This is a genomic window from Bordetella bronchialis (assembly GCF_001676705.1).
GTDB classification, from domain to species: domain Bacteria; phylum Pseudomonadota; class Gammaproteobacteria; order Burkholderiales; family Burkholderiaceae_B; genus Bordetella_C; species Bordetella_C bronchialis.
In genome coordinates this window covers 3,254,849-3,278,851 of record NZ_CP016170.1, presented here as the reverse complement: position 1 = coordinate 3,278,851, position 24,003 = coordinate 3,254,849, and the positions used below count along the sequence as shown (strand labels likewise).

The following is a 24,003-nucleotide window of genomic DNA, read 5'->3' as shown; positions in this document are numbered from 1 at the left end:
TCCCTATCTGCCATGCCCATTACCATTCCCATCCGGCCGGCGATCCCCGGCGCCGGCGCCCCGGGGGCCGGCGCCCCGGGGGCCGCGACGCGCCTGGGCCCGGGCGCGTCGGGGCTGACCAGCCTGCCGCCGCTATCCCTATATGTGCACGTGCCCTGGTGCGTGCGCAAATGTCCTTACTGCGACTTCAATTCGCATGCCGCCGACGGCGACATCCCGGAGCGCGCCTATCTGGACGCCTTGCGCGCGGACCTGGAGCAGGCCTTGCCGCAGATCTGGGGCCGCCAGGTGATTTCGGTGTTCATCGGCGGCGGCACGCCCAGCCTGCTGTCGGCGGCCGGCCTGGACGAATTGCTGGCCATGCTGCGGGCCTGCCTGAACCTGTGGCCGGACGCCGAAATCACCATGGAAGCCAACCCCGGCACGGCGGAGGCAAGCCGCTTCCGCGACTATGCGGCCAGCGGCGTCAACCGCCTGTCGCTGGGTATCCAGAGCTTCGACGACGCCCAGCTGCGCGCGCTGGGGCGTATCCACGACGCCGCCCAGGCGCGCCGCGCCATCGCGATGGCGCAGGCCGCGGTCGCGCGCGTCAACCTGGACCTGATGTTCGCCTTGCCGGGCCAATCCCTGCGGGCCTGCGAGGCCGATGTGCGCGAGGCCCTGTCCCATGGCACCGAGCATCTGTCGCTGTATCACCTGACCCTGGAGCCGAACACCGTCTTCGCCAAATACCCGCCGGAGAACCTGCCCGACGACGATACGGCGGCCGCGATGCAGGACACGGTGGAAGCGCTCGCGGCGGAGGCGGGGCTGGCGCGCTACGAGGTCTCCGCCTATGCTCGGCCGGGCGCGCGCTCCCGCCATAACGTCAATTACTGGGAGTTCGGCGACTACCTGGGCATCGGCCCGGGCGCGCACGGCAAATTGTCTTTCCACGACCGTATCCTGCGCGAGGCGCGCACCCGCAATCCGGAACGCTGGATGGCGGCGGCCATGGCGCGGGACGGCTCGCATATCGCCGAGTCGCGCGAAGTCGGCAAGGACGAACTGCCCTTCGAGTTCATGCTGAATGTGCTGCGCCTGAAGGAAGGGGTGCCGGCCACGTATTTCGCCGAGCGCACGGGCCTGTCCCTGGCCGCGATCGCGCACCAACTGGAGGCAGCGGTGGCCAGGGGCCTGCTGGACGCGGATCCCACGCGATTGAAGGCGACGCCTCAGGGTTGGGCGTTCCTGAACGACCTGCAAGCACTGTTTTTGAACTGATGCACCAGAATGGTTCTTTCGTGCCCCATAATGGGCACTATTTTGGTGCATATTTTCGTGCGTTCCCCTCGAAGCGCCATCCTGCCCCGGGATTCCGATGGGAAAAGATGGCACGGATGTTGCTTTTTAGCTGGTGCCAGTCGAGTTGCAGCACTCGACCCTTTATCAAACGGAGATGACATGGCAAGCCCTAAAGAAGTCCTGAAACAGATTGCTGACGCGGAGGTCAAGTTCGTCGACTTCCGTTTCACCGACACCGCCGGCCGCGAGCACCATGTTTCGGTGCCGTCCCACGTGATCGACGAAGACAAATTCGAAAGCGGCCACGCTTTCGACGGCTCCTCGATCCCCGGCTGGAAGGGCATCGAAGCCTCCGACATGCTGCTGATCCCCGACGCCACCACGGCGCGCATCGATCCGTTCATGGAAGAGACCACGCTGGTCCTGACCTGCGACGTCGTCGAACCGTCGGACATGAAGGGTTACTCCCGTGACCCGCGCTCGCTGGCCAAGCGTGCCGAGGCCTACCTGAAGTCCTCGGGCATCGGCGACACCGCCTACTTCGGTCCGGAACCGGAATTCTTCGTCTTCGACGGCGTGACGTGGAATACCGATATGTCCGGTACTTTCGTCAAGATCAAGTCGGAAGAGGCCCCGTGGTCGACCGGCACCGAATTCGAAGGCGGCAACCTGGGCCATCGTCCGCTGGTCAAGGGCGGCTACTTCCCGGTTCCCCCCGTCGATTCCTTCCAGGACATGCGCTCCGAAATGTGCCTGCTGCTGGAACAGCAGGGCGTGCCCGTCGAAGTGCATCACCATGAAGTCGCCGCACCCGGCCAGCTGGAAATCGGCACCAAGTTCAGCACGCTGGTCCAGCGCGCCGACTGGAACCAGGTCCTGAAGTACGTCGTGCACAACGTGGCCCATGCCTATGGCAAGACCGCCACCTTCATGCCCAAGCCCGTCGTCGGCGACAACGGTTCCGGCATGCACGTGCACCAGTCGATCTGGAAGGATGGCCAGAACCTGTTCGCGGGCAACGGCTACGCCGGCCTGTCGGAATTCGCGCTGTACTACATCGGCGGCATCATCAAGCATGCCCGCGCGCTGAACGCGATCACCAACCCCGGCACGAACTCCTACAAGCGCCTGGTTCCGCACTTCGAAGCCCCGGTCAAGCTGGCCTACTCGGCCCGCAACCGTTCGGCGTCGATCCGCATCCCGTATGTCGGCAACCCCAAGGGCCGCCGCATCGAAACGCGCTTCCCGGACCCCCTGGCCAACCCGTACCTGGCTTTCTCGGCGCTGATGATGGCCGGCCTGGACGGCGTCCAGAACAAGATCCACCCCGGCGATCCGGCCGACAAGAACCTGTACGACCTGCCGCCGGAAGAAGACGCCAAGATCCCGACCGTCTGCGCGTCGCTGGATCAGGCCCTGGAAGCCCTGGACAAGGATCGCGAGTTCCTGACGCGCGGCGGTGTGTTCACCGACGACATGCTGGACGGCTATCTGGCGTTGAAGGAGCAGGAAGTGCAGCGTCTGCGCATGACGACTCACCCTGTCGAATTCGACATGTATTACAGCCTGTGATCGCCGGCTGATTTCCCGGGGTACGCAGGGGCGGACCGGGGTGCCGGTCCGCCTGTACACCGCCCCGGGTGAAGACGATGAATGTAGAAGCCTTCGAACTGCTCGCCACATCGGTACTGCTGGTGAACGAGCAGGGGTGCGTCGAATACGCCAATGCGGCGGCCGAGGATTTGCTCGGCCGTTCCCGGCGGCAGCTGACCGGGCAGCCGGCGGCCGCCTTGTTCGACGACCGCGAGGCCATGCAATCCTCGATCGATCTGGCGCAGGCGGGCAATGTGGCCGATGTGCGCCAGATGACTTCGCTGCGGCGAGGCGCCGAATCCGTCAGCGTGGTGGTAACCACCGTCGCGCTGATGGGCCAGGCCTGGCCCGTGCTGATCGAGGCGCGCGAGATCGAGCTGCGCGTGGCGGCCGACCGCAACCACCGCCTGGTCGACGAAATCGAAACCCATCGCCAGTTGCTGCGCAACCTGGCGCACGAAGTCAAGAATCCGCTGGGTGGCCTGCGCGGCGCCGCGCAGCTGCTGGAAGGCGAACTGCCCGACCCCGCGCTGGCGGAATATACCCAGGTCATCATTTCCGAGGCCGACCGGCTGCAGGCGCTGGTCGACCGCCTGATCGGACCGCAGCGCGTGCCCTTGAACGCGCGTCCGGTCAATATCCACGAAGTCTGCGAACGCGTCAGCGCGCTGATCCAGGCGGAATTCCGCGACGGGATCTCCATCGTGCGCGACTACGATGCCTCCATGCCGGACCTGCAGGGCGACGCGGCGCGCCTGATGCAGGCGGTGTTGAACGTCGCGCGCAATGCCGCGCAGGAGCTGTCGCTGCAAGCCAGGGACGGGGACGTGCCGCCGCCCCAGATCACGCTGCGCACGCGGGTGGCGCGGCGGGTCATGCTGGCGCACCGCCAGCACCGGCTGGCGGCGGTACTTTCCATTATCGATAACGGTCCCGGCGTACCGGAACATATCCGCGACCGCATTTTCCATCCGCTCGTTACCGCGCGTCCCGGCGGCACGGGCCTGGGCCTGAGCCTGGCCCAGGACTTCGTGCAGCAGCACGGCGGCATCATCGAATTCGAATCCCGACCCAGGCATACTGAGTTCCGCCTGGTCCTGCCGATGGAACCCGCATGAAACCAGTTTGGATCGTAGACGATGACCAGGCGATACGCTGGGTGCTTGAAAAGGCCCTGGCGCGGGCCGGCATAAATACCCGCAGCTTTTCCCAGGCCAACGATGTCCTGAGCGCGCTGGAAGGCGACGAGCCGGCCGCGCTGGTATCGGACATCCGCATGCCCGGCGGCAACGGCCTGGACCTGCTGCGCCAGATCAAGGAAGGCCATCCGGCGCTGCCCGTCATCGTAATGACGGCGTTCGCCGACCTGGACAGCACGGTGTCGGCCTTCCAGGGCGGCGCCTTCGATTACCTGGCCAAGCCCTTCGACGTCAACGAGGCGGTGTCGCTGATCCAGCGCGCGGCGCAGGAATCGGCTGGCGGGCCCAGCGGCGACGCTTCGGCCACGCAGACCGATCCCGGCGAACGCTGGATGATGACGCAATCGGCATCGCCGGCCATGCAGGAGATCTTCCGCGCGATCGGCCGCCTGGCCCAGTCCAAGGTCACCGTACTGATCACGGGCGAATCCGGCACCGGCAAGGAACTGGTGGCGCGCGCCCTGCATGGCCACGGCGCGCGGGCCAAGGGGCCCTTCGTGGCGCTGAATGCCGCGGCCATTCCGCGCGACCTGCTGGAGGCCGAACTCTTCGGCCACGAGCGTGGCGCCTTCACCGGCGCCAACACGCTGCGCCGCGGCCGCTTCGAGGAAGCCCACGGGGGTACCCTGTTCCTGGACGAGATCGGCGATATGCCTATCGAGTTGCAGACCCGTCTGCTGCGCGTGCTGGCCGAAGGAACGTTCTACCGCGTGGGCGGCGCCCAGCCCGTGCGGGTGGACGTGCGCATCGTCGCCGCGACGCACCAGCCGTTGGAACAGCGGGTGGAGCAGGGCCTGTTCCGCGAAGACCTGTTCCACCGCCTGAACGTCATACGCCTGAGGCTGCCGCCCTTGCGCGAGCGGGTGGAAGACATTCCCGCGCTGGCGCAGCATTTCCTGACACTGAGCGCGCGGCAGCTGGGCGTGTCGGCCAAGCGCCTTACCCCCGAGGCGTTGGCCGTGCTGACGCGCTTCGATTTCCCGGGCAACGTGCGGCAGCTGGAGAATTTCTGCCATTGGCTGACCGTGATGGCGCCGGGACAGACCATCGAGCGCGCGGACCTGCCGCCGGAGATCCGCGCCATGGAACACGGCGCGCCGCAAGCGGCGGCGCCGCGTCCCGCGGCCGCCACGGGTAGCGCGCCGCCGGCGGAGGCCGCGCCGCAAAGCTGGCAGGAGTCGCTGCTGCGCGACGCCCAGCATCGCCTGGATCGCGGCGAGCCGGCCATCATGGCGACCCTGACGCGGCAGTTCGAGCGCATCCTGCTGCAGACCGCGCTGCAGGCCAGCCGAGGCCGCCGCGTGGAGGCCGCATCCCGGCTGGGCATAGGCCGCAATACGATCACCCGCAAGCTGCGCGACCTGGGAATGGAAGACGAATAGCGGGCGGCCGGCCCGCGTACCCGGCGCGGCCGAGCCGTACGTATCCCGAACGGCTCGCCGTTTTGATCCCGAACGGCTTGCCGTCTTCGTCCTGGATGGCTCGTGGTCTTCGTCCCGGATGGCTTGCGGTCCTTATCCCGACCGGCCCGGCCGGCTGTTACCCGTCTCGTTCCTGCCGCCGCTTCCAGTGGCCGGCGTGTCCACCAGGCTGCCTTGCAGGCGCGGCGATTCCAGTTTCTTCAGCCACCACTTCAAGGCTTCGCCGCGCGCCGGCGCGCGCCAGGCGCAGGACAGGCGTTCGTGTATCCCCCCGTCCCGGGTGGGTTTCTCCATCAGCAGGCCCTGGCCCAGGTAGGGCGCGGCCAGCAGGCGCGGGATATAGCCGCAGCCCACGCCGCGTATCTGCGCGTCGATCTTGGCCTGCATCGTCGGCATTACCACCCGCTGCTGCGTATCCAGCAGGCCGCGCGTCAGCGGCGGCAGGGCGCGCGACGTATCCGCCACCACCACGGCGCAATGGGCGCCGATGTCCGCGGGGGTGAGCGCATGTTCCACCCGCGCCAGGGGATGATGCGGCGCCACGCAGAAGACCAGGTGCACCTCGCCCAGCGGCCGCGCCGCGAAGCGTCCCGGCGGCGCCAGGGCCGCATCCCCGCCGATCAGCAGGTCTGCCCGCCCGCCGGTCAGCGCGTCCCAGGTGCCGCTTAGCACTTCGCTGGTGAACCGCAGCTTGGTCGCGCTGCCCAGCTCCTGGAATTCCTCGATCAGGTCGTACAGCGGCGGCCAGGGCAGGACGCCATTGACGGCGATGCGCAGTTCCGGTTCCCATCCCGTGGCGATGCGGCGCACACGGCGCGTCAGGTCTTCCAGCGATCTCAGCAACAGGCGGCCGTCGTCCAGCAGCGCCTGGCCGGCCGGCGTCAGTACCGCGCGATGACCGCTGCGGTCGAACAGCAGCACATCCAGGCGGTCTTCCAGGTTGCGTATCGAATAGGTGACGGCGGACGGCACCTTGCCCATCTCGCGCGCCGCCTTGGCGAAGCTGCCGTGGCGGGCGATGGCGTCGACGAGCAGCAGCAGTTCGGGCGTGAGCAGGGCGTCGGGAGAGGCGGCGGCGGATGACGGCGGCATGGGGGACCCAGGGCTGGGTTGATCGGGGCCGGGCGTTGCGGCGAGCGGCGCGCAAGCCGGCGCCGCCGCGTGGCACGGCGGCTGCCGGCACCGGCCGGCGAGGCATTCAAATTTATTGAATGATCTCTTCAAAACGGTTCAGCCGCAAGCCGGCCGCGGACGCCCACAATGACGTTCATCGACAACGTTCAACAGGAGTCCACGCCATGCTTACCCTGCGACGCAGCGAAGAACGCGGCTACGCCGACCACGGTTGGCTCAAGAGCCACCATACCTTTTCCTTCGCCAACTACTATGACCCGCGCCACATGGGTTTCGGCCCGCTGCGCGTGATCAACGACGACCGGATCGCCGCCGGCCGCGGCTTCGGCACCCACGGCCACCGCGATATGGAGATCCTGACCTATGTGCTGGACGGCGCCGTGGCGCACAAGGACAGCATGGGCAACGGTTCGACGATACGCCCGGGCGACGTGCAGCGCATGAGCGCCGGCCGCGGCGTGCTGCACTCGGAATTCAATCCGCAGGCCGACAAAGGCACGCACCTGCTGCAGATCTGGATCGAACCCAATGCCGTCGGCATCGATCCGGGCTACGAGGAAAAGCGTTTCGAGGAAGCCGACAAGCGCGGCCGCCTGCGCCTGGTGGCCTCGCCGGACGCGGCCGAAGGCTCCGTGCTGATCCACCAGGATGCGCGCCTGTACGTCGGCCTGTTCGATGGCGAAGAAAGCGCGACGCTATCCCTGGCGCCGGGGCGCCGCGCCTGGGTGCATGTGGCCCGCGGACAGGTGACGGTCAACGGCCAGGCCCTGGTGGCCGGCGACGCGCTGGCCGTGCAGGATGAGGACGCGATCTCCCTGGCAAAGGGCGAGGGCGCCGAAGTCCTGGTGTTCGACCTGCCGTGACCCGCAGTCCTGTTCGTCCCGCGCCGCCGGCGCGGGACGAACGGACGGACGCCGCGATGGCGCGGCGCGCCGATTCGAGCCATAGTTCTCCATCGCCTGCCTACGGAGCATCGCCATGTCCCAACTCAGCCCAGAATTTCCCGCCTCGGTCGAAGCCGTGGTGATCCCACGCACCAGCGATATCGGCAACTTCGAGGTGCGGCGCGCCTTGCCCTCGCGCGAGCGCCGCACCGTGGGGCCCTTCGTTTTCCTGGATGAAATGGGTCCGGCCATGTTGCCGGCGGGTGTGGGTATCGATGTGCGGCCGCATCCGCATATCGGCCTGTCCACCGTGACCTATCTGTACGAAGGCGCCATCGTGCACCGCGACGGCGCCGGCAATGTGCGCACCATCCTGCCGGGCGAGGTGAACTGGATGACCGCCGGCCGCGGCATCGTGCACTCGGAACGGTCCTCCGCCGACAGCCGCACCCGGGCGCAGCCGCTTGCCGGCCTGCAGTCCTGGGTGGCGCTGCCCGCCGCGCACGAGGAAACCGACCCTGGCTTCGTGCACTACGACCGCGGCGCGCAGGCGGTGCTGGAAGGCGAGGGCATCCGGGCGCAGATCGTCGCCGGTTCCCTGTTCGGCCGGACATCCTCGGTGCGGACCCTGTCGCCCCTATTCCTGGGCGATATCACGCTGGAGGCGGGCGCCCGCCTCTCGCTCGACGCGGAATACGAGGAACGCGCGGCATATATCGCCCGCGGCGAAGTCGAGATCGATGGCCAGCGGTTCGAATCGGGACGGCTGGTCGTGCTGGCGCCAGGCAAGGTGGTGACGCTGAAGGCCGCCACGGCTGCGCGCGTCGCGTTGCTGGGCGGCGAGCCGCTGGATGGCCCGCGCTACCTGTGGTGGAACTTCGTCTCCAGCCGGCGCGATCGCATCGAGCAGGCGCGCGAGGATTGGATGCGCGACCGCTTCAACCAGACCGTGCCGGAAGACACCACGGAGTTCATCCCCGCGCCGGCCTGGGCGCCGCTCGCGCCCCTGCCTTCGCGTTAGCGGTTGCCTATGCGAGCCGCCGCGCGCCGCGCGCATAGGCGGCGGCGCGCTGTTCCGCCAGGGCTTCGCGGCGGATGAAATCGGCCACGAAAGGCGTGGCCGGATGGTGGCGCAGGTTATAGGGCGTATCCCACTGCGCCACCTGGCCTTGTGTCATGACCCCGATGCGATCGGCGATGGCGAAGGCTTCGGCCTGGTCGTGCGTGACCAGCACCGCCGTGTGGCCGGTGTGCTTCAGGATGTCGCGCACCTCGAACGCCAGCCGTTCCCGCGCGTCCGCATCCAGGTTGGAAAACGGTTCGTCCAGCAGCAGCAGGTCCGGCGAAGGCGCCAGGGCGCGCGCCAGCGCCACGCGTTGCTGCTGGCCGCCGGACAGCTCGTGCGGATAGCTGTCCGCGGCATGCGCCAGGCCCACCAGCTCCAGCATCTCGGCGACCCGTCGCTCCTGGTCGGCGCGCGCCTGGCGCCGCAGGCCGAACGCCACGTTGCGCCGCACGGACAGGTGGGGGAAGAGCGCGTAATCCTGGAACATCATGCCCACGCGCCGGCGTTCCGGCGCCACGCAATGGCCCGGGCTGGACAGCACGGCGCCGTCCAGCAGGATGCGTCCGCCCACCGGCGGTTCGAAGCCGGCGATGGCGCGCAGCACCGTGGTCTTGCCGCAGCCCGACGGACCGAGCAGGCAGCCGATATGTCCGCCCGGCAAGGCCAGCGAGAGTTCGTTCACCACGCGCACGACGCCCCGCGGCGTGTCGTAGGCCAGGCTCAGGCGGTCGAGTTCCAGCGAGGCGGTCATAGGGTCTTGTCCATCTTCATGGGCGGCGGCCGCGTCGCGCCCGTGTCACGATCATGTCCAGTGCCTGGGCGGGCCGCCGGCGCGGCTCGGCGCGCATCCGCGGCGCGGGCCCCGGGCAGTTTTTCCTGGCCGCGCGCCAGCAGGATCACCGGTAACAGGCCGGCGGCAACGATGGCCAGCGCGGCCACGGCGCCTTCTTCGTAGGTGCCGCGCGCGGCCTCGCCATACAGCCAGGTCGCCAGCGTGTCGAAATTCATCGGCCGCAGCAGCAGCGTGGCCGGCAGTTCCTTCATCGCATCGACGAAGACCAGCAGCGCCGCGCCCGCCATGGCGGGGCGCAGCAGGGGAAGATGCACCCGCCGCAGCGTACCGCCCGCGGTTTCGCCCAGCAGGCGCGAGGCCTGTTCCAGCGACGGCGGGATGCGGGCCAGCCCGGCCTCCAGGCCGCCGGCCGCGATCGCCAGGAAGCGGATGACATAGGCGCAGACGAGGGCGGCGGCCGAGCCCATCAGCACCAGCCCCGCGCCCCCGGACAGGGCCGACCAGGCGCGGTCGACCAGGGCGAGCGGCGTCAACAGGCCGATCGCCAGCACGGTGCCCGGAATCGCATAGCCCAGCCCCGCTGCCCGCGCGCACAGCGGCGCCAGGCGGCGCCGGCCGCTTTCGCGGGTGGCGCGCGCGGCCCACGCCACCAACATGCCGCAGGCCAGGGTGACGACGGTGGCCGTACCCGCGATGGCCAGCGTATTGCCCGCCGCGGCCCAGAGCTGGCGCGAGACGCCGCCGACCAGATGCAGGCGCTTCTGCGTTTCCCAGAGCAGGTACAGCGCGGGCGCCAGGAAGCCCAGCATCACCGGGATGGCGCACAGGCCGGCGGCCAGGGCGGCGGCCCCGCCATGCAGCCGCAGCGGCTGCATGGGCCGCATCCGCTGCGTGGCCGCGTAGCGCTGGCGGCGGCGTCCACGCCGCTCCAGCAGGATCAGGATCACCACGATGACGAGCATGGCCAGCGCGATCTGCGCCGCCGATGCCAGGTCCGAGCGGGTAACCCAGGTGGTGTAGACCGACACCGTCAGGGTCTGCACCCCCAGGAACTCGGATGCGCCGATATCGTTCAGCGTTTCGAGCAGGGCCAGGCTCAGCCCCACCGCGATGGCCGGCCGCGCCATGGGCAGGGCGACGCGCCAGAAGGCCGCGCGGCGGCTGGCGCCCAGCGTGCGGGCCGCTTCCAGTACGTTGGCCGCCTGCGTCATGAACATGGCGCGGGTGGTGAGGTAGACGTAGGGGTACAGCGCGAAGCCCAGGACGAAGATGGCGCCCGGTAATGAGCGCAGGTCGGGCAGGCGGAATTGGCGCGGGCTGTCGTAGCCCAGCAGCGCGCGGATCGCCCCTTGTACGGGACCTATGGGATGCAGCAGGTCCAGGTAGGCGAAGGCGACGATATAGGTCGGTACGGCCAGGGGCAGCAGCAGGGCCCAGCTCAGTACGCGGCGCCCGCGGAACTCATAGGCGCTGACCAGCCAGGCGCTGCCGGTGCCCAGCGCGGCCGTCAGCACGGCCACGCCGAGCAGCAACAGGCCGGTGTTGGCGGCGGCTTGCGGCAGGACATAGTGCGCCAGGTGCGCCCAATGGCCCGCGCTGGCGCCCAAGGCCTGCCATCCCAGCGCCGCCAGCGGGGCGCACACCACCAGCGCGATCAGTGCCGCGCCCCATGACCAGGCCATCAGTTATCGAAGCCCACCTTGTCGACGAGCTCGCTCGCTTGCTTGCGGTACTTGGCGATGTCGGCCACGGGCAGGGCATCCACCTTGAGCGGCCCGAAGCTGGCGACCACGGGATCCAGCTTGACGCCCGCGCGAACCGGGTATTCGTAGTTGGCCTGCGCGTACAAAGCCTGGGCGGGTTCCGACACCAGGTATTCCAGCAGCTTGACCGCTTCGGCCTTGTGCGGGGCGTGCTTGGCCACCGCGGCGCCGCTGATGTTCACGTGCGTGCCGCCATCCTTGGTCGTGGCGAAGGTGGGGCGCACGACCTTGATGGCGTCGCCCCATTTGCGCGCGTCCGTACCCGGCTCGGCGTTCTTCATGTGGCCCACGTAGTAGGCGTTGGCCAGTCCGATGTCGCAGATGCCGCCCAGGATGTCGCGCGCCACGTCGCGGTCGCCGCCGGCGGCCTTGCGCGCCAGGTTGGCCTTGACGCCGCGCAGCCATTTTTCCGTGGCCTCGGCTCCGTCATGGGCGATCATGGCGGCGATCAGGCCCGTGTTGTACGGGTGCTGGCCGGAACGGATGCAGACCTTGCCCTTCCACTTGGGATCGGCCAGGTCCTCGTAGCGGAAGGACGTCACCGGCAGGTCTTTTTCGACGTAGAGCACGCGGTCGCGCAGCGACAGGGCATACCAGCTGCCGCCCGGGCCGCGCAGGTTGGCGGGCACCACCGATTCCAGGGCCTGCGACGGCGCGGCCTGCGTGACGCCGCCGTCCACCAGGTCCAGCAGATTGCCGATATCCACCGTCATCAGCACGTCGGCGGGCGACTTCTCGCCTTCGGCCTTGACGCGTTCGAGCAGGCCGTCCTTCACGAACACCGTATTGACCTTGACACCGCTGGCTTCGGTATAGGCGTCGAGCAGCGGCTGGATCAGCTTGGGCTCGCGCGTGGTGTACAGGGTGACTTCGCCGGCGGCCAGTGCCGGGGCGGAATAGGCCGCGCCGGCAAGGCACAGCGCGCCCATCAGGGTGGACAAGGTGGAACGAGGGCTTTTCATGGTCTGCTCCCAACGTGCCCGCCGGGCCGCCCGCGTGCGTCCCGGTAGACTGTTAACGAAAATTATTCTCAGTCAGAACTGCGAGAAGATAACAAGAATCCGAATATCGTTCAACTTTTTGTAAGTTTGTGGCCGGGGCGGTCCAGGCCCAGTGCCCGGGTTTCGTCGACGAGGTATTGCTTCAGGGCTTCGGCCGGTCCGCTCATGCCGCGATGCCGCGGCCACACCAGGCCCAGCGCCAGGTCGTCCACCCGCAAGAGCCTGCGCGCTTCCAGGCCCTGGCGGCGCGCATAGACGGCCCCCAGGGTTTCCACGATCCCCAGGCCCACGCCGGCCGCCACCAGCGCGCAGGCGGCGGAGGACTGCATGACCTCCACCGTGGGCATGTGCGCGAGTCCGGCGGCTTCCAGCGCGCGCGCGGTGGCGCGTCCGGCGGGCAGGGCGGTGCCCAGCACGATGGGTTGCTGGCGCGCCACTTCGCCCAGCGTCAAGCGCTTGCGCGCGGCCAGCGGATGGTCCGCGCGCAGGATGCAGAACAGGCTCAGGGTGCTGAGCGTGCGCGTCTCCACGCGCGCATCCTGCGGCGCGCCGATGATGATGCCCAGGTCTATGCGATGGTCCACCGCCATGTCGACGATCTCCAGCGCCGTGCCGGACCGCACGGTGACGGCGACGTCGGGGTGGGTTCGCCGCAGCCGCGCCAGCGCCGGTGGAAACAGGCTGGATGCGGAGATCGCGACCGCGCCGACCGCCAGGCGGCTTGCCGAGCCATGGCGGATGTCGCGCGCGAGCCGGTCGACGGCCTCGATGCCGGCCAGCGCGTTGAGCACTTCGGGCAGCAGGGCGCGCCCCTGGCTGGTCAGGTGCAGGCGGCGGTTTTCGCGGCTGAAAAGCGCGAAACCCAATCGCGTTTCCAGATCGCGCAGCAGGGCACTGGCCGCGGGCTGTGCCATGTTGACCGAGGCTGCCGCCGCGGTCACGGTTTCGTGCTGGTACATCGCGCGCAGCAGCGCCAGTTCGCGGCGGGTCACCATGGGGCGGGCACCATATTGAATTGATATGAAACCAGACAATCTATCTATTTGACCATGGCCGCGGCGGTTGGGACACTGGCGTCCCGCATACCTCCGACCGCCATGCCAGCCAACGATATCGTCTCCGTGCAGTGCATCCCCATGCGGCTGCCGTTTCATCACTGGACCTCGCCGCCCCTGTTCGCGGGCCGCCCGCGCGACAAACTGGACAGCGCGCTGGTGCGCGTGCAGACCGCCGACGGCACCGTGGGCTGGGGCGAGTCCTATTGCGTGGAACCGCGCGCCATCCAGGCTGTGTTCGAGACCCTGGTCGCGCCGCTGGCCTGCGGCAAGGACGCGGGCGACGAGGCCCTGGTGTCATCGATCCAGCGCACCTTGCACAACCTGGGCCGCTCCGGCCCGGTGCCGCATGCGATCGCCGGACTCGATATCGCGCTGTGGGACCTGCGCGGCAAGCGCGCCGGTGTCCCCGTGTACCGGCTGCTGGGCGGCCGCAAGCAGCGTCCGCGCGTCCGCGCCTATGCCTCGCTGCTGCAGTACTACGGCGATGCCGCGCTGCTCGACCGCGTGGTCACGCGCGCGCTGGCAGAGGGCTATACCGAGGTCAAGCTGCATGAACGCACCGCCGACGCCGTCATGGCCGCCCGCCGGGCCGCCGGGCCGGACGTGCCTTTGATGGTCGATACCAACTGCGCCTGGCTGCCCGCGCAGGCGCCGGCGGCGATCGCCGAAATGGCCGTCCATGCCCCACGATGGATAGAAGAGCCCCTTTGGCCGCCGGAGGACCACGATGCCCTGTGCCGGTTGCAGGCGGGGACCGCCGTGCCGCTGGCGGTGGGCGAGAACGCCAGCAGCGCCCATGAGCTGTCGACGCTGGTCGCGCGCGCGGGCGTGCGCTATGTGCAGCCCAGTGTCATCAAGCTGGGCTTGAGCGCGGCCTGGGCCTTGTCGCGGCAGTGCGAGGGCGGCGACGTGGCATGCGCGCCGCAGGTGGCCTTCTTCGGCCCCGGCTATCTGGCCAGCCTGCATCTGCTGGCGGCGCAGGAGACCGAGGCATCGCTGGAACGCCTGTATGTGGCGCTGGCCCACGTGCCCTACGGCGGCACGGTGCCGGTCGCGGACGGCTGGGTCCATGTCCCCGACGGCCCGGGGCTGGGCGCGGAACCGGAGACGGACCTGGCGGCCGGACGATACCGCGCCTGACGCGCCTGTCCCGCGCCCGGGATCGCGGTAAAGGTCCAGGAATCACGAACGACACAACGACATGACGAAGGAGACGGGAATGGATTTTTCACGCAGGGGCTTCGTGGCCCGCGGCGCGGCACTGGCGGTGGCCGGCGCGGCGCCCTGGATCGCGCGGGCGCAAGGGGGCGCGCAGGCCCAGGGACCGGCTTATCCCGATAAACCCGTGCGCCTGTTCGTGCCGTATCCCCCGGGCGCGGCCACGGACACGCTGGGCCGCTTCGCCGCGGAAACCTATGCCAAGGCCTATGGGCAATCCTTCATCGTGGAGAACCGCAGCGGCGGCGGGACGGTGATCGGCACGCGCGCCGTGGCCACCGCGCCGGCGGACGGCTACACGATAGGCATGGTCGATACGGCCTTCGTGATCAACCCGGGCCTGCTCGGCGGGCGCCTGCAATACGACACCGTGAAGGACTTCGCGCCGATCTCCCTGATGGCCACCGCCCCCTTCGTCATGGTGGTCCATCCTTCGGTCAAGGCGGCCGATATGGCCGCTTTCGTGGCGCTGGCCAAGGCCGAGCCGGGCGTGCTGTCCTTCGGCTCCGCCGGTGTCGGCAGCGCGCCCCATCTGGCCGGCGAGCAGTTGCGCCAGCAGGCCGGGATCAAGGTCGTTCATGTGCCGTACCGGGGTGGCGGCACGGTATTCACGGACCTGCTGGGCGGGCAGATCCAGTTCGCCTTCGCGACGGTGCCCACGCTGCTGGAGCACATCCGGGCGGGGCGGCTGCGCGCCATCGCCGTGACCAGTCCGACGCGGGTGGCGGCCTTGCCCGACGTGCCGACCATGGCGGAAGCCGGCTACCCCAACGTCGATACCGCGCCGCTGTTCGGCCTGGTCGCGCCGGCCGGCGTGCCGGCGCCTATCGTCGACAAGCTGGGCGCCACCATCTCGGCGGCGGCCCGGCAAGGGGCATTGCACGACAAGCTCGTCTCCCTGGGCTTCGTGCCCGTCGGCAGCACGCCGGCGGAGTTCGCCGCGCGCATCGACACCGATATCGCCAAATGGAAAGGTGTGATCCAGCGCGGCGACATCAAGCCGGAATGATGCGGTACGGCGCCGGCATCGATGGTGCGCGGCTGGCGGCACGAAGATCGGCGACCAGCGGATACGCGCCCCGGACCGTGCGCACGGCCATCAGTCCAGCCCGATGAGCCGGGCGCCCGTGCGGAACAGGGCGGCGGCGTCCGGCGCGAGCCGGAAGGCCGCCAGAAAGTTATCGATCCGATAGGACGGCAGCGCCGCGTGGATGGCCTTCCGCAGGGCCAGCGCTTCGTCCAGCCTGCCGGCCAGCGCCAGGCAATTGGCGGCAATGGCCAGGATGTGCACGTGGGCGTTGGGTCGCGCCGCCGCCCTGGCGGCCCAGTCCGCCGCTTCGTCGTAGCGGCCCAGCCGTACCAGGGCCATGGCGCGCACGGCCAGCATCCCGAAGAGCAGGGGGTCGAAGGGGCTCAGGCGGCGCGAATGATCGGACGAGCCTATGGCGGCCTCGGGGTCGCCGGACTGGCAGTTCACGAAGCCCAGCGTGTAGTGGCCCAGGGCGAAGTTGGGGCTCAGGTCCACGGCGCTGCGCAGCTCCGCCAGCGACTGCGAGGCGTCGCCGCGCAGCCATAGCGCGCGCCCCATGGCCCAATGGGCGGCCGGGTCGCGGTCGTCGGCGATCAGTCCCTGTCCCGCGGTTTCCAGCGCCAGCGCGGTGGCCGCCTGCTGGGCCTGCCAGCCCTGGAAGGCGTCCTGCCAATGCGTGAAGGAGAGTCCCGCATGGGCGCGCGAGAACGTCGGGTCCAGCCGTACCGACATCGCGAAGAACTCGCGCGCCCGTGCGTTGTCCGCCTGGTTGAAGCGGTACATATGCCAAAGCCCGCGGTGGTAGGCTTCCCACGCATCCAGCGATGCGGGCGGCTTCAGGACGGCGCGGTTGCGCTCGGCGGCCTCGATCTCGCCATCGATGCAGGCGACGATGCGGTTGCCGATCTCTTCCAGCGCCAGGAAGGCGTCGTCCAGGTCGTGCTCCAGCACGTCGCTCCATACGATGCGGGCGGTGCGCGAATCGACCAGCTCGACCGCGACGGCGAGGCGCCGGGCTTCGCGGCGCAGCCACCCGCTGACGACGTAGTCCACGTTGAGCGTGCGGCCGGCCTCTTCCGGCCCCACGCCGCGCTGGTCCAGCGCGAATACCGTTCCCTGGGCGATGACGAACAGGCTGCGCAGCTTGGCGAGCCGGGCGATGATGTCATGCGCCAGGCCATCGCTCAGTCCGCCCCGCACGCCCCGCACGCCGCCCGCGCCGGCGGAGGCGGACCGGTCGCTGAAGGGCATGACCGCGATCGAAGCGCGGCCGGCTGTCCTGGCGGCCACACCTTCGGGCGTCGTGGATGGGGGCGCGCTGGCGCCCGCACCATCAGCGGCGGTGGGCGGGGCGGGCCCGCTGGCAAGCGGTTCGGGCCCGCCTTGCGGGAGCGGCCCGGCGTCGGCCGCGCCCGCGCGGGTCGGCGCCTGGCGCGCGACGCGGGTCCGGACATCGCGCCAGGCCTCGCGCAGCGGGCGCCAGTCCAGGCCGTCGGCCTCGAAGGCGCGCACCGCGGCCGCCAGGTGCTCTTCGCCTTCACGCCACCGTCCCCGGCTGCCTAGCGCCTGCAGCACCAGCGTGTGCGCATGGGCGTCGAAAGGCGCCAGCTGCAGCCATTTGTCCAGGCAGGCGAAGCTTTCCTCCAGGCCCAGGGGCAGCCGCGCCACCAGATGCTCCAGCACCGCGGCATGGCAGGCCCTGAAGCGGCGCCGTTGCGCCGTCAGCCAGCTCGTGAAGGCCGGACTGCGATCGAGCTCCAGCCCGTCCAGGAAATCCCCGACGAACAAGGTCGCCAGCGCCCGCAAGCGCTCGGTGGACAGCTTGTCCACGCCCTGCTGCATGGCGTTGCCGATGTCGACCGCATCGACGTAGCAATCGCCCAGATCCAGCCGGACCCGGTCCTGCGCCGTTTCGATCCGGCGCCGGCCGGGCTCGTCGAGCAGGCTTCTCGCCTTGCTCAGGCACCAGCGCAGTTCGCCGCGCGGGTCGTTGGGAACGTCCCACAGCAGTTCGCAAAGCCGGCTGCGCGCCAGGGCATGCGGCGCGAGCGCCAGGTAGGCGATAAGCGCCCGCAGCTTGCGCGACGCCGGCTGCGGCAGGGCCACCCCGGCGCGCCGGATGGCCAGCGGCCCGAGCAGGCTCACGTGCAGGGTGTGGCACGCCGGGGGCGCGCCGGCCTCGGCGCTTTCCAACGCCGATTCCACGCGCGCTACCACGCCGGTCTCCACGGCGCCGGCCTACCTTGCATACCGGAGCGCGCGGCACCCCGCCCATTGCGAAGCCTCATGCGCGATCCCCCGGACCGCCGGGCATTCTTTCCTTCACATGCACACCGCTTCAACGGAGACAGACCATGGCCATATCCACCCTCGCCACCCCTGAAGCGCGGGATACCGCGCAGCCCGACCTGGCCGCCCTGAAGGCGCGCCAGCAGGGCGCCTGGGCATCCGGGGACTATGCCGTCGTAGGCACGACACTGCAGATCGTCGGCGAACAATTGTGCGAGTCGCTCGATATCCGCGCCGGGCAAAAGGTGCTCGACGTGGCGGCCGGCAACGGCAACGTCTCGCTGGCCGCGGCGCGGCGCTGCTGCGACGTGACCGCCACGGACTATGTTCCCGCCTTGCTGGCGCGGGCCCGCGAGCGCGCCGCCGCGGACCGGCTGTCCATCGAATTCCAGGAGGCCGACGCCGAAGCGCTGCCCTTCCAGGACGCCAGTTTCGACGTGGTCGTGTCCACCTTCGGGGTAATGTTCACGCCGGACCAGGACAAGGCCGCGAGCGAACTGCTGCGCGTGTGCCGGCCGGGCGGCAAGATCGGCCTGGCGAACTGGACGCCGGACGGTTTCATCGGCCAGGTCTTCAAGACCCTGGGCAAGCATCTGCCGCCGCCCGCCGGCGTGCGTTCCCCCGCGCAATGGGGCACCCGCGCGCGCATCGAGGAGATGTTCGGCGCGCAGGCGTCGTCCATCCAATGCGAGCCGCGCACATTCGTCTTCCGCTATCGTTCGCCGGAGCACTGGATGCAGGTCTTCAAGACGTACTACGGTCCGCTGCTGAAGGCCTTCGCCGCGCTGGATGCGGCCGGGCAATCGGCCCTTGCCGGCGACCTGGTCGCGCTGATCGGCCGGTTCAACCGGTCCGGCGACGGCGGGGTGGTGGTGCCCAGCGAATACCTGGAGATCGTGATCACCCGCCGCTGACGGCGGACCGGCGGCCGCCCCGTGGAAAAGCGGGGCCGCCGCCCGGCAAGCGGACGCAATCTGGTCCATGGCGTGCCTCCCTTGCCGTCATCCGCCCCCGCGGCGGCAGCCGGCCATGAGCAAACCTGGGTATCGGGCCGTTGTTGGATACCGTGCGCGGCCGGGCCCGGGTCCGGCCATGCCGCGCAACGCCGTGGCGGCGCCACGGCGGGCGGACCTGCCATCGTCACGCCGATCCGCGGGCGCGGCAAGGGCGGGACCTCTCCATGCGTCATAGGGCGCCATCCAAACCGGTGGGATGGGTTATTTGCTTACAACCAATCTGTCGCTATAAACCGGGCAAAACCGCTTCAGTTGAGAAGCTTTATCAACAAAAACGTATAAAATCGGGTTATCCCTCACTCGTCCGGACGGATTTTTTGCTCCCCGTCCAGCGGCCGCGCCCCAGAAGACGCCGCCGCGCGTCATCTTCGATCACTATGGCAGCCTTCAATACCGAGCGCGTCCTGAGCGTGCACCACTGGAACGACACCCTGTTTTCCTTCAAGACCACCCGCGATGCGGCGCTGCGGTTCCACAACGGCCATTTCGTCATGATCGGCCTGGAAGTGGAGGGCAAGCCCTTGCTGCGCGCCTACAGCATCGCCAGCGCCAACTACGAGGAAAACCTGGAATTCCTCAGCATCAAGGTGCCGGACGGTCCGCTCACTTCCCGCCTGCAGCACCTGAAGGAAGGCGACACCATCCTGGTCAGCCGCAAGCCGGTCGGCACGCTGGTCGTGCATGATCTCAAGCCGGGCAAGAACCTGTACCTGTTCGGCACGGGCACCGGCCTGGCGCCCTTCATGAGCATCATCAAGGACCCGGACGTCTACGAGCGTTTCGAGAAAGTCGTGCTGGTGCACGGCGTGCGCTGGAAGAGCGAGCTGGCGTATGCCGACTACATCCAGAACGAGTTGCCGGCCAACGAATTCTTCGGCGACATGGTCAACGGCAAGTTGATCTATTACCCCACCGTCACGCGCGAACCGTTCCGCAACCAGGGCCGCATTACCGAGCTCGTGGAAAGCGGCAAGCTGTTCCAGGATATCGGCCTGCCGCCGCTGAACCCGGAAAACGATCGCGCCATGATCTGCGGCAGCCCGCACATGCTGGCCGACATCAGCGCCATGCTGGACAAGCGCGGCTTCACCGTGTCGCCGGGCGTGGGCCAGCCCGGCGATTACGTCGTCGAACGCGCCTTCGTCGAGAAGTAAGCCTCCCGCCCGCGATTGCGGGCGGTTTCCCGTACACGCCGCCATCGCGGGCTGCCTTTCGCACGCACGCCCGCCGATCGCGGGCGGTTTCAATCCACGCGCGGGGCCGCGCAGGCCGATGCCGGGTCGGTGGCGGCGCGGATGCGCGCCATGCGTTCCGGCGAATCGGCCAGCACCGCATCCATGCCCAGGCAGGCCGCCCGCCGGTAATCGGCGGCATCGTTTACCGCGATCGCGATGAGGCGCACGCCGGGCTGGCGCCGGAAGCAGGCCACCGTGCGCGGTGTCCACAGCGTCGCGTCCACCTGGGACTGGCCCGTGCCCAAGGTGAACTTCTCCGTGACCGTAAAGACGCGATGCATTTCGAACGCCGCCGCGCTGTGCGCCGCGGGCGGGTCCTCGCAGCCTTGGCCCAGCAGCACCCGCAGCAGCCGCGCGCGGGTGGCGTCGCGCGATTCGAACAGCCTGGCCTGGGGATAGGCCGCGAAGGCCTGCTGATAGGCGGCCTCGGTCGAATACAGGGTGACGCGGGACCAGGCGCCATCTTCATCCAGCACGCGCGCCACCGCGCGCGCCAGGGGCGCCGCCGGTAGCGATTTCATGTCCAGGATCACCGGCATGTCCGCAGGCAAAATGCGCAGCGCGGCGCGCAGGGTCGGGATACCCGCCGGCGTCCCGCGGTACGGGTAGGCGTCCTTGCCCTGGGTATCGGTGGTCTTGAAGCGCCAGCCCACGTTGACCCGCGCCAGCTCGGCCGCGGTGCGCGCCGCCACCGGCCCCGTGGCATCGGTAAGCGCGGACAGATCGGCGGGGCGGTAGAGGACGGGCACGCCGTCCTTGCTCAATTGCACGCTGAGCCACATCGCATCGGCATGATGGGCAAGGGCCGCCCGTATCGCCTGCAGGGTGTTTTCCGGGGCGTCGCCGGTGCCGCCGCGATGCGCGACGATGCGCGGCAGCGATGGCGCCGGGCGGTCCGCCGGCGCGTCCGGCGCCGTGGCGCAGCCGGCCAGCACGATGGCGACGAGGGAAAGAAGCCAGGGGCGGGGCAGGCGGCGCGGCATGCGGATTCCTTGCGTGGATATCCGCGAGGATACTATCGCGGCGCCGCCCCGCGCGGCGGCGCCGTCCAGGAACCGTCAGGCACGGTCCACGGACTTTCCACGCGCGGCCTGGCTTACTCCGGCTCGATGCCGGCCTGCTTGATGATGGTCTGCCACTTCCGGGATTCGGCTTTCTGGAAAGCCGCCAGCTCGGCCGGGGTGGAGGTGGCCGGATCGGTGCCGGTGCTCGAATAGAACTGCTTGGCCGCGGCGCTCTGCGTGGCCTTGATCAGCAGGGCGTTCAGGCGCTGGACCACGTCGGCGGGGGTGCCGGCGGGCGCATAGGCCGCGAACCAATAGCCCATTTCATAGCCCGGCACGCCGGATTCCGCGATGGTGGGCACGTCCGGCGCCAGCGAGGAACGCTTCAGCGTGGTCACGCCCAGGGCGCGCAGTTTGCCCGATTGGACTTGCGGCAGGCCGGTGGCCATGTCGGTGATCATGGTGCTGATCTGGCCGCCCAGCAGGTCCGTCAAGGCCAGCGGGTTGCTCTTGTAGGGAACGTGCAGCAGCTTCACGTCGGCCATCTGTTGCAGCAATTCGCCGGCGATGCGGCTGCTGGAGCTGCCGCTGCCGAAGCTCAGCTTGCCCGGTTCCTTGCGCGCCATGGCCAGGAAGTCGCCCACGGTCTTGGCCGGGAAGGACGGGTTCACCACCATGATCTGGCTACCCTTGCCCAGCAGGGTCAAAGGCTCGAAATCCTTGACGGGGTCGTATTGCAGGCGCTTGTACAGGTGTTCGTTCGCCGCGTGCGTGGTGTTGGTGGTGATAAGCACCCGGTAGCCGTCCGGCTTGGCGCGGGCCACGTCCTGCGCGCCTATCATCGCGCTGGCGCCGGGTTTGTCCTCGATCACCACGGCCTGTCCGGTCTGCTCGGTCACGCCTTGGGCCAGCGCGCGCGCGATCTGGTCGGTGGCGCTGCCCGCGGCGAACGGCACCACGAAAGTGATGGGGCGATTGGGGAAATCGTCGGCGGCTGCCGCCAGCGGGACGCAGGCGGCGGCGAACAATGCGGCCAGGGCCGGCAGGGCGCGGATCTTCATGGTGTGTCTCCTTGGTTTGTTCATTGATTCTTCGTCGGGTTGCTCGGTCTGTTGTCTGCCCGCGCCGCGCGCGGCGTCTCGCGGATGCGCGGGGGAGGCGCGCCTGCGCCGGGAGAACGATGCTCTATGCATCGGCCGGCCGGTCGCGGAAAGGCCAGGGGTCCTGCGGTATGTCCGGCAGGCGCACCGCCATTTCGGCGCTGACGGGCACGGGCAGGTCCAGCAAATGGAAGGACAGGGACTTGCCGTGCGCGTCCAGGTTCAGCGCGTCGTTGACGCCGCCGTCCAGCACGCCGTCCAGGACGAAATTCATCGCATGCAGCGTGGGCAGCAGGTAGCGCGTGACGGCGGCGGGTTGGCGGTAGGCGAACCATGCGCGCACGCGTTCGGCGGTCACGTAGCGCGAGATCACCTCATAACAGGCCGGATCCCAGGCGATCAGGCTCAGGTTCGAGATGTCGCCCTTGTCGCCCGAGCGGCTGTGCGCCAGGCGGTAGAGCGGGACGTGGCGGACATCGTCCGGTGAAGTGGCCGGCGGCCGGTTCATTGTGTTGCCTCCGCGGCGTCCATCATGCGCCATCCGGCGCGGACCGCCTGCCGGTCGATGGTGCAGGACACCATGTTCAGGCGCGGCCGCAGCGCGGTGCGCACACCGCCGCCGCCGGCCGGCCCGCAGCAATACAGCGCGGTGACCTCGCGCAGCACGCGCTCGGCGACGGCGCGGTCGGCATGCGAGCCGGCCACGCGCAAGCGCACGTCGCGGGCATGGCCGTCGGCCAGTCCGGCGCGCAGGGTGCCGTCGTCGTTGTCCAGGATGCTGATGGCGCCGATCAGATCGATGCGCAGCGGCAGCGCGCCTTTCAGGCGGCGGCGGACGATGTCGGCGGCCAGCCGCGCGCGGGCTTCGGCCTGTACGCCCGCGTAGGAGATTTCCGCTTCGCCCAACCAGCCGCCGCGGTGGCAGACGTTGACCTTCAAGGTGTCCGGGCGGGCATGGCCGGTGATGCCGCGCAACTGTACGCGGTCGACGCCGAGTTCCAGGACTTCCGCCCGGCTCAGGTCCGCCACCACGTCCGGCGTCAGGTAGCGGGCCGGGTCGTGCACCTCGTACAGCAGCTGTTCCTTGGCCGTGCGGGCGTCCACCCGGCCGCCGGTGTTCGCGGCCTTGCCGACGACGAAGTCGCCGCTGGGGGCGATCTCCGCGATGGGGAAGCCGGTTTCATGCAGGCCGTCGACGTCCTTCAATCCCGGCACGCAGAAATAACCGCCGGTGACCTGGGTACCGCATTCCAGCATATGGCCCGCCATCGTGGCGCGGCCGAGTTTTTCCCAGTCGTCTTCGCGCCAGCCGAAGTGCGCCAGCGCCGGTCCCACCGTCAGCGAGGGATCGGCGACCCGGCCGGCCACGACGATATCGGCTCCCGCCCGCAGCGCGGCGGCTATTTCGGTGGCGCCCAGGTAGGCGTTGGCGCTGACGATGTCCATGCCGTCCATGCGGGCGCCCAGCTGTTCGCGCAGCAGCGCGCGCTGCTCGGGCGAGGACAGGTCGTCGCCGTGCACCACCGCGATGCGCGGCGTGGGCAGGCCTTGCATCCGCGCCAGTTCGGCGATGCGCCGCGCCGCGCCGGGCGGGTTGGCCGCGCCGAAGTTGCTGACGATGCGGATACCGTGGGCCTGGCAACGCGCCAGCACCGGCCCCACCAGCTCGTCCAGCAGGGGCTCGTAGCCTCCTTGGGGATGCTGCTGCCGGGCCAGCTGGGCCAGGGCCAGTGTCCGTTCGGCCAGGGTTTCGAATATCAGGGTGCCGCCGCCGCGCGCGGCCAGCGTATCCACCACGGGCCCGGCGCCGTCCGTGCGGTCGCCGGAAAAGCCCGATGCGCAGCCGATCAGCAGCGGTTCGGCGGTGCCGCGCTCGGCGGCATGGGAAAGGTCGTGTGCGTCCGACATAAGGTAT

General features: G+C 69.3%; 19 protein-coding genes and 1 pseudogene. 10 read left to right on the top strand and 10 right to left on the bottom strand.

Going from position 1 to position 24,003, the window contains the following annotated elements:
* Positions 1-12: 12 nt before the first annotated feature.
* The 4 genes from hemW to ntrC all read left to right on the top strand — a co-directional run bounded on the left by hemW (position 13) and on the right by ntrC (position 5,458).
* Positions 13-1,263 carry a radical SAM family heme chaperone HemW gene (hemW, locus tag BAU06_RS14500; RefSeq protein WP_066350384.1) on the top strand — a complete coding sequence of 417 codons (1,251 nt, stop codon included), beginning with the start codon at positions 13-15 and terminating at the stop codon, positions 1,261-1,263.
* Positions 1,264-1,443: 180 nt separating this feature from the next.
* Positions 1,444-2,856, top strand: a complete 1,413-nt coding sequence (glnA, locus tag BAU06_RS14495; RefSeq protein ID WP_066350383.1) for a type I glutamate--ammonia ligase — start codon at positions 1,444-1,446, stop codon at positions 2,854-2,856.
* A 77-nt stretch (positions 2,857-2,933) separates the two neighbouring features.
* Positions 2,934-3,995 (top strand): nitrogen regulation protein NR(II), encoded by a 1,062-nt coding sequence (gene glnL, locus BAU06_RS14490; protein WP_066350381.1) that lies wholly within the window; start codon positions 2,934-2,936, stop codon positions 3,993-3,995.
* A complete protein-coding gene (ntrC, locus tag BAU06_RS14485; RefSeq protein WP_066350379.1) occupies positions 3,992-5,458 on the top strand; it encodes a nitrogen regulation protein NR(I) in 1,467 nt (488 codons plus the stop codon). The genes glnL and ntrC overlap by 4 nt, the downstream gene beginning before the upstream one ends.
* Before the next feature lie 132 nt (positions 5,459-5,590).
* Here ntrC and BAU06_RS14480 read toward each other — a convergent pair whose 3' ends face one another.
* Positions 5,591-6,589, bottom strand: coding sequence for a LysR family transcriptional regulator (locus BAU06_RS14480; RefSeq protein ID WP_066350372.1), 999 nt, complete (start codon positions 6,587-6,589; stop codon positions 5,591-5,593).
* 206 nt (positions 6,590-6,795) lie between these two features.
* On the opposite strand from BAU06_RS14480, the gene BAU06_RS14475 reads away from it, so the two are divergent.
* Entirely contained in the window at positions 6,796-7,494 is a 699-nt protein-coding gene (locus BAU06_RS14475; RefSeq protein WP_066350366.1) for a pirin family protein, read from the top strand.
* Between the two features lie 115 nt (positions 7,495-7,609).
* Positions 7,610-8,536 carry a pirin family protein gene (locus tag BAU06_RS14470; RefSeq protein WP_066350362.1) on the top strand — a complete coding sequence of 309 codons (927 nt, stop codon included), beginning with the start codon at positions 7,610-7,612 and terminating at the stop codon, positions 8,534-8,536.
* Between the two features lie 7 nt (positions 8,537-8,543).
* Here BAU06_RS14470 and BAU06_RS14465 read toward each other — a convergent pair whose 3' ends face one another.
* From BAU06_RS14465 to BAU06_RS14450, 4 genes and pseudogenes are all read right to left on the bottom strand, one after another.
* Positions 8,544-9,332 (bottom strand): ABC transporter ATP-binding protein, encoded by a 789-nt coding sequence (locus BAU06_RS14465; protein ID WP_066350360.1) that lies wholly within the window; start codon positions 9,330-9,332, stop codon positions 8,544-8,546.
* A gap of 116 nt (positions 9,333-9,448) precedes the next feature.
* Positions 9,449-11,056, bottom strand: a pseudogene (locus BAU06_RS14460) (ABC transporter permease); the annotation flags it as partial.
* A complete protein-coding gene (locus BAU06_RS14455) occupies positions 11,056-12,099 on the bottom strand; it encodes a Fe(3+) ABC transporter substrate-binding protein (RefSeq protein ID WP_066350357.1) in 1,044 nt (347 codons plus the stop codon). The gene BAU06_RS14455 and the pseudogene BAU06_RS14460, both read right to left, overlap by 1 nt.
* 110 nt (positions 12,100-12,209) lie before the next feature.
* Positions 12,210-13,133: a LysR family transcriptional regulator gene (locus BAU06_RS14450; RefSeq protein WP_066350355.1), complete on the bottom strand. Its 924-nt coding sequence runs from the start codon at positions 13,131-13,133 to the stop codon at positions 12,210-12,212.
* Positions 13,134-13,235: 102 nt separating this feature from the next.
* Here BAU06_RS14450 and BAU06_RS14445 point away from each other — a divergent pair, with 102 nt between their 5' ends.
* Positions 13,236-14,336, top strand: a complete 1,101-nt coding sequence (locus tag BAU06_RS14445) for a mandelate racemase/muconate lactonizing enzyme family protein (protein ID WP_066350354.1) — start codon at positions 13,236-13,238, stop codon at positions 14,334-14,336.
* 79 nt (positions 14,337-14,415) lie between these two features.
* Positions 14,416-15,423, top strand: a complete 1,008-nt coding sequence (locus BAU06_RS14440; RefSeq protein ID WP_066350353.1) for a tripartite tricarboxylate transporter substrate binding protein — start codon at positions 14,416-14,418, stop codon at positions 15,421-15,423.
* 90 nt (positions 15,424-15,513) lie between these two features.
* On the opposite strand, the gene BAU06_RS14435 is transcribed toward BAU06_RS14440, so the two are convergent.
* Positions 15,514-17,661, bottom strand: coding sequence for a transcriptional regulator (locus BAU06_RS14435; protein WP_231933879.1), 2,148 nt, complete (start codon positions 17,659-17,661; stop codon positions 15,514-15,516).
* A gap of 137 nt (positions 17,662-17,798) precedes the next feature.
* Between BAU06_RS14435 and BAU06_RS14430 the strand changes: the two genes are divergently transcribed.
* A complete protein-coding gene (locus tag BAU06_RS14430) occupies positions 17,799-18,647 on the top strand; it encodes a class I SAM-dependent methyltransferase (protein WP_066350351.1) in 849 nt (282 codons plus the stop codon).
* A 479-nt stretch (positions 18,648-19,126) separates the two neighbouring features.
* Entirely contained in the window at positions 19,127-19,903 is a 777-nt protein-coding gene (locus tag BAU06_RS14425; protein WP_066350350.1) for a ferredoxin--NADP reductase, read from the top strand.
* Between the two features lie 89 nt (positions 19,904-19,992).
* Here BAU06_RS14425 and BAU06_RS14420 read toward each other — a convergent pair whose 3' ends face one another.
* The 4 genes from BAU06_RS14420 to BAU06_RS14405 form a co-directional block, all read right to left on the bottom strand.
* Entirely contained in the window at positions 19,993-20,967 is a 975-nt protein-coding gene (locus tag BAU06_RS14420; protein ID WP_066350348.1) for a glycerophosphodiester phosphodiesterase family protein, read from the bottom strand.
* Between the two features lie 113 nt (positions 20,968-21,080).
* Complete coding sequence (locus BAU06_RS14415; protein WP_082993691.1) at positions 21,081-22,049, bottom strand: Bug family tripartite tricarboxylate transporter substrate binding protein; 969 nt, start codon at positions 22,047-22,049, stop codon at positions 21,081-21,083.
* A gap of 124 nt (positions 22,050-22,173) precedes the next feature.
* Complete coding sequence (locus BAU06_RS14410) at positions 22,174-22,596, bottom strand: AtuA-related protein (protein WP_066350340.1); 423 nt, start codon at positions 22,594-22,596, stop codon at positions 22,174-22,176.
* Complete coding sequence (locus BAU06_RS14405) at positions 22,593-23,996, bottom strand: acyclic terpene utilization AtuA family protein (protein ID WP_066350338.1); 1,404 nt, start codon at positions 23,994-23,996, stop codon at positions 22,593-22,595. Before BAU06_RS14405 ends, BAU06_RS14410 begins: the two co-directional genes overlap by 4 nt.
* Positions 23,997-24,003: the final 7 nt, after the last annotated feature.

Coding starts and splice junctions, on each gene's coding strand:
- glnL (WP_066350381.1), top strand. CDS start 2,934: ATGAATGTAGAAGCCTTCGAACTGCTCGCCACATCGGTACTGCTGGTG.
- BAU06_RS14450 (WP_066350355.1), bottom strand. CDS start 13,133: ATGGTGACCCGCCGCGAACTGGCGCTGCTGCGCGCGATGTACCAGCAC.
- glnA (WP_066350383.1), top strand. CDS start 1,444: ATGGCAAGCCCTAAAGAAGTCCTGAAACAGATTGCTGACGCGGAGGTC.
- BAU06_RS14410 (WP_066350340.1), bottom strand. CDS start 22,596: ATGAACCGGCCGCCGGCCACTTCACCGGACGATGTCCGCCACGTCCCG.
- BAU06_RS14425 (WP_066350350.1), top strand. CDS start 19,127: ATGGCAGCCTTCAATACCGAGCGCGTCCTGAGCGTGCACCACTGGAAC.
- BAU06_RS14415 (WP_082993691.1), bottom strand. CDS start 22,049: ATGAAGATCCGCGCCCTGCCGGCCCTGGCCGCATTGTTCGCCGCCGCC.
- BAU06_RS14405 (WP_066350338.1), bottom strand. CDS start 23,996: ATGTCGGACGCACACGACCTTTCCCATGCCGCCGAGCGCGGCACCGCC.
- ntrC (WP_066350379.1), top strand. CDS start 3,992: ATGAAACCAGTTTGGATCGTAGACGATGACCAGGCGATACGCTGGGTG.
- BAU06_RS14445 (WP_066350354.1), top strand. CDS start 13,236: ATGCCAGCCAACGATATCGTCTCCGTGCAGTGCATCCCCATGCGGCTG.
- BAU06_RS14430 (WP_066350351.1), top strand. CDS start 17,799: ATGGCCATATCCACCCTCGCCACCCCTGAAGCGCGGGATACCGCGCAG.
- BAU06_RS14465 (WP_066350360.1), bottom strand. CDS start 9,332: ATGACCGCCTCGCTGGAACTCGACCGCCTGAGCCTGGCCTACGACACG.
- hemW (WP_066350384.1), top strand. CDS start 13: ATGCCCATTACCATTCCCATCCGGCCGGCGATCCCCGGCGCCGGCGCC.
- BAU06_RS14455 (WP_066350357.1), bottom strand. CDS start 12,099: ATGAAAAGCCCTCGTTCCACCTTGTCCACCCTGATGGGCGCGCTGTGC.
- BAU06_RS14470 (WP_066350362.1), top strand. CDS start 7,610: ATGTCCCAACTCAGCCCAGAATTTCCCGCCTCGGTCGAAGCCGTGGTG.
- BAU06_RS14475 (WP_066350366.1), top strand. CDS start 6,796: ATGCTTACCCTGCGACGCAGCGAAGAACGCGGCTACGCCGACCACGGT.
- BAU06_RS14480 (WP_066350372.1), bottom strand. CDS start 6,589: ATGCCGCCGTCATCCGCCGCCGCCTCTCCCGACGCCCTGCTCACGCCC.
- BAU06_RS14440 (WP_066350353.1), top strand. CDS start 14,416: ATGGATTTTTCACGCAGGGGCTTCGTGGCCCGCGGCGCGGCACTGGCG.
- BAU06_RS14420 (WP_066350348.1), bottom strand. CDS start 20,967: ATGCCGCGCCGCCTGCCCCGCCCCTGGCTTCTTTCCCTCGTCGCCATC.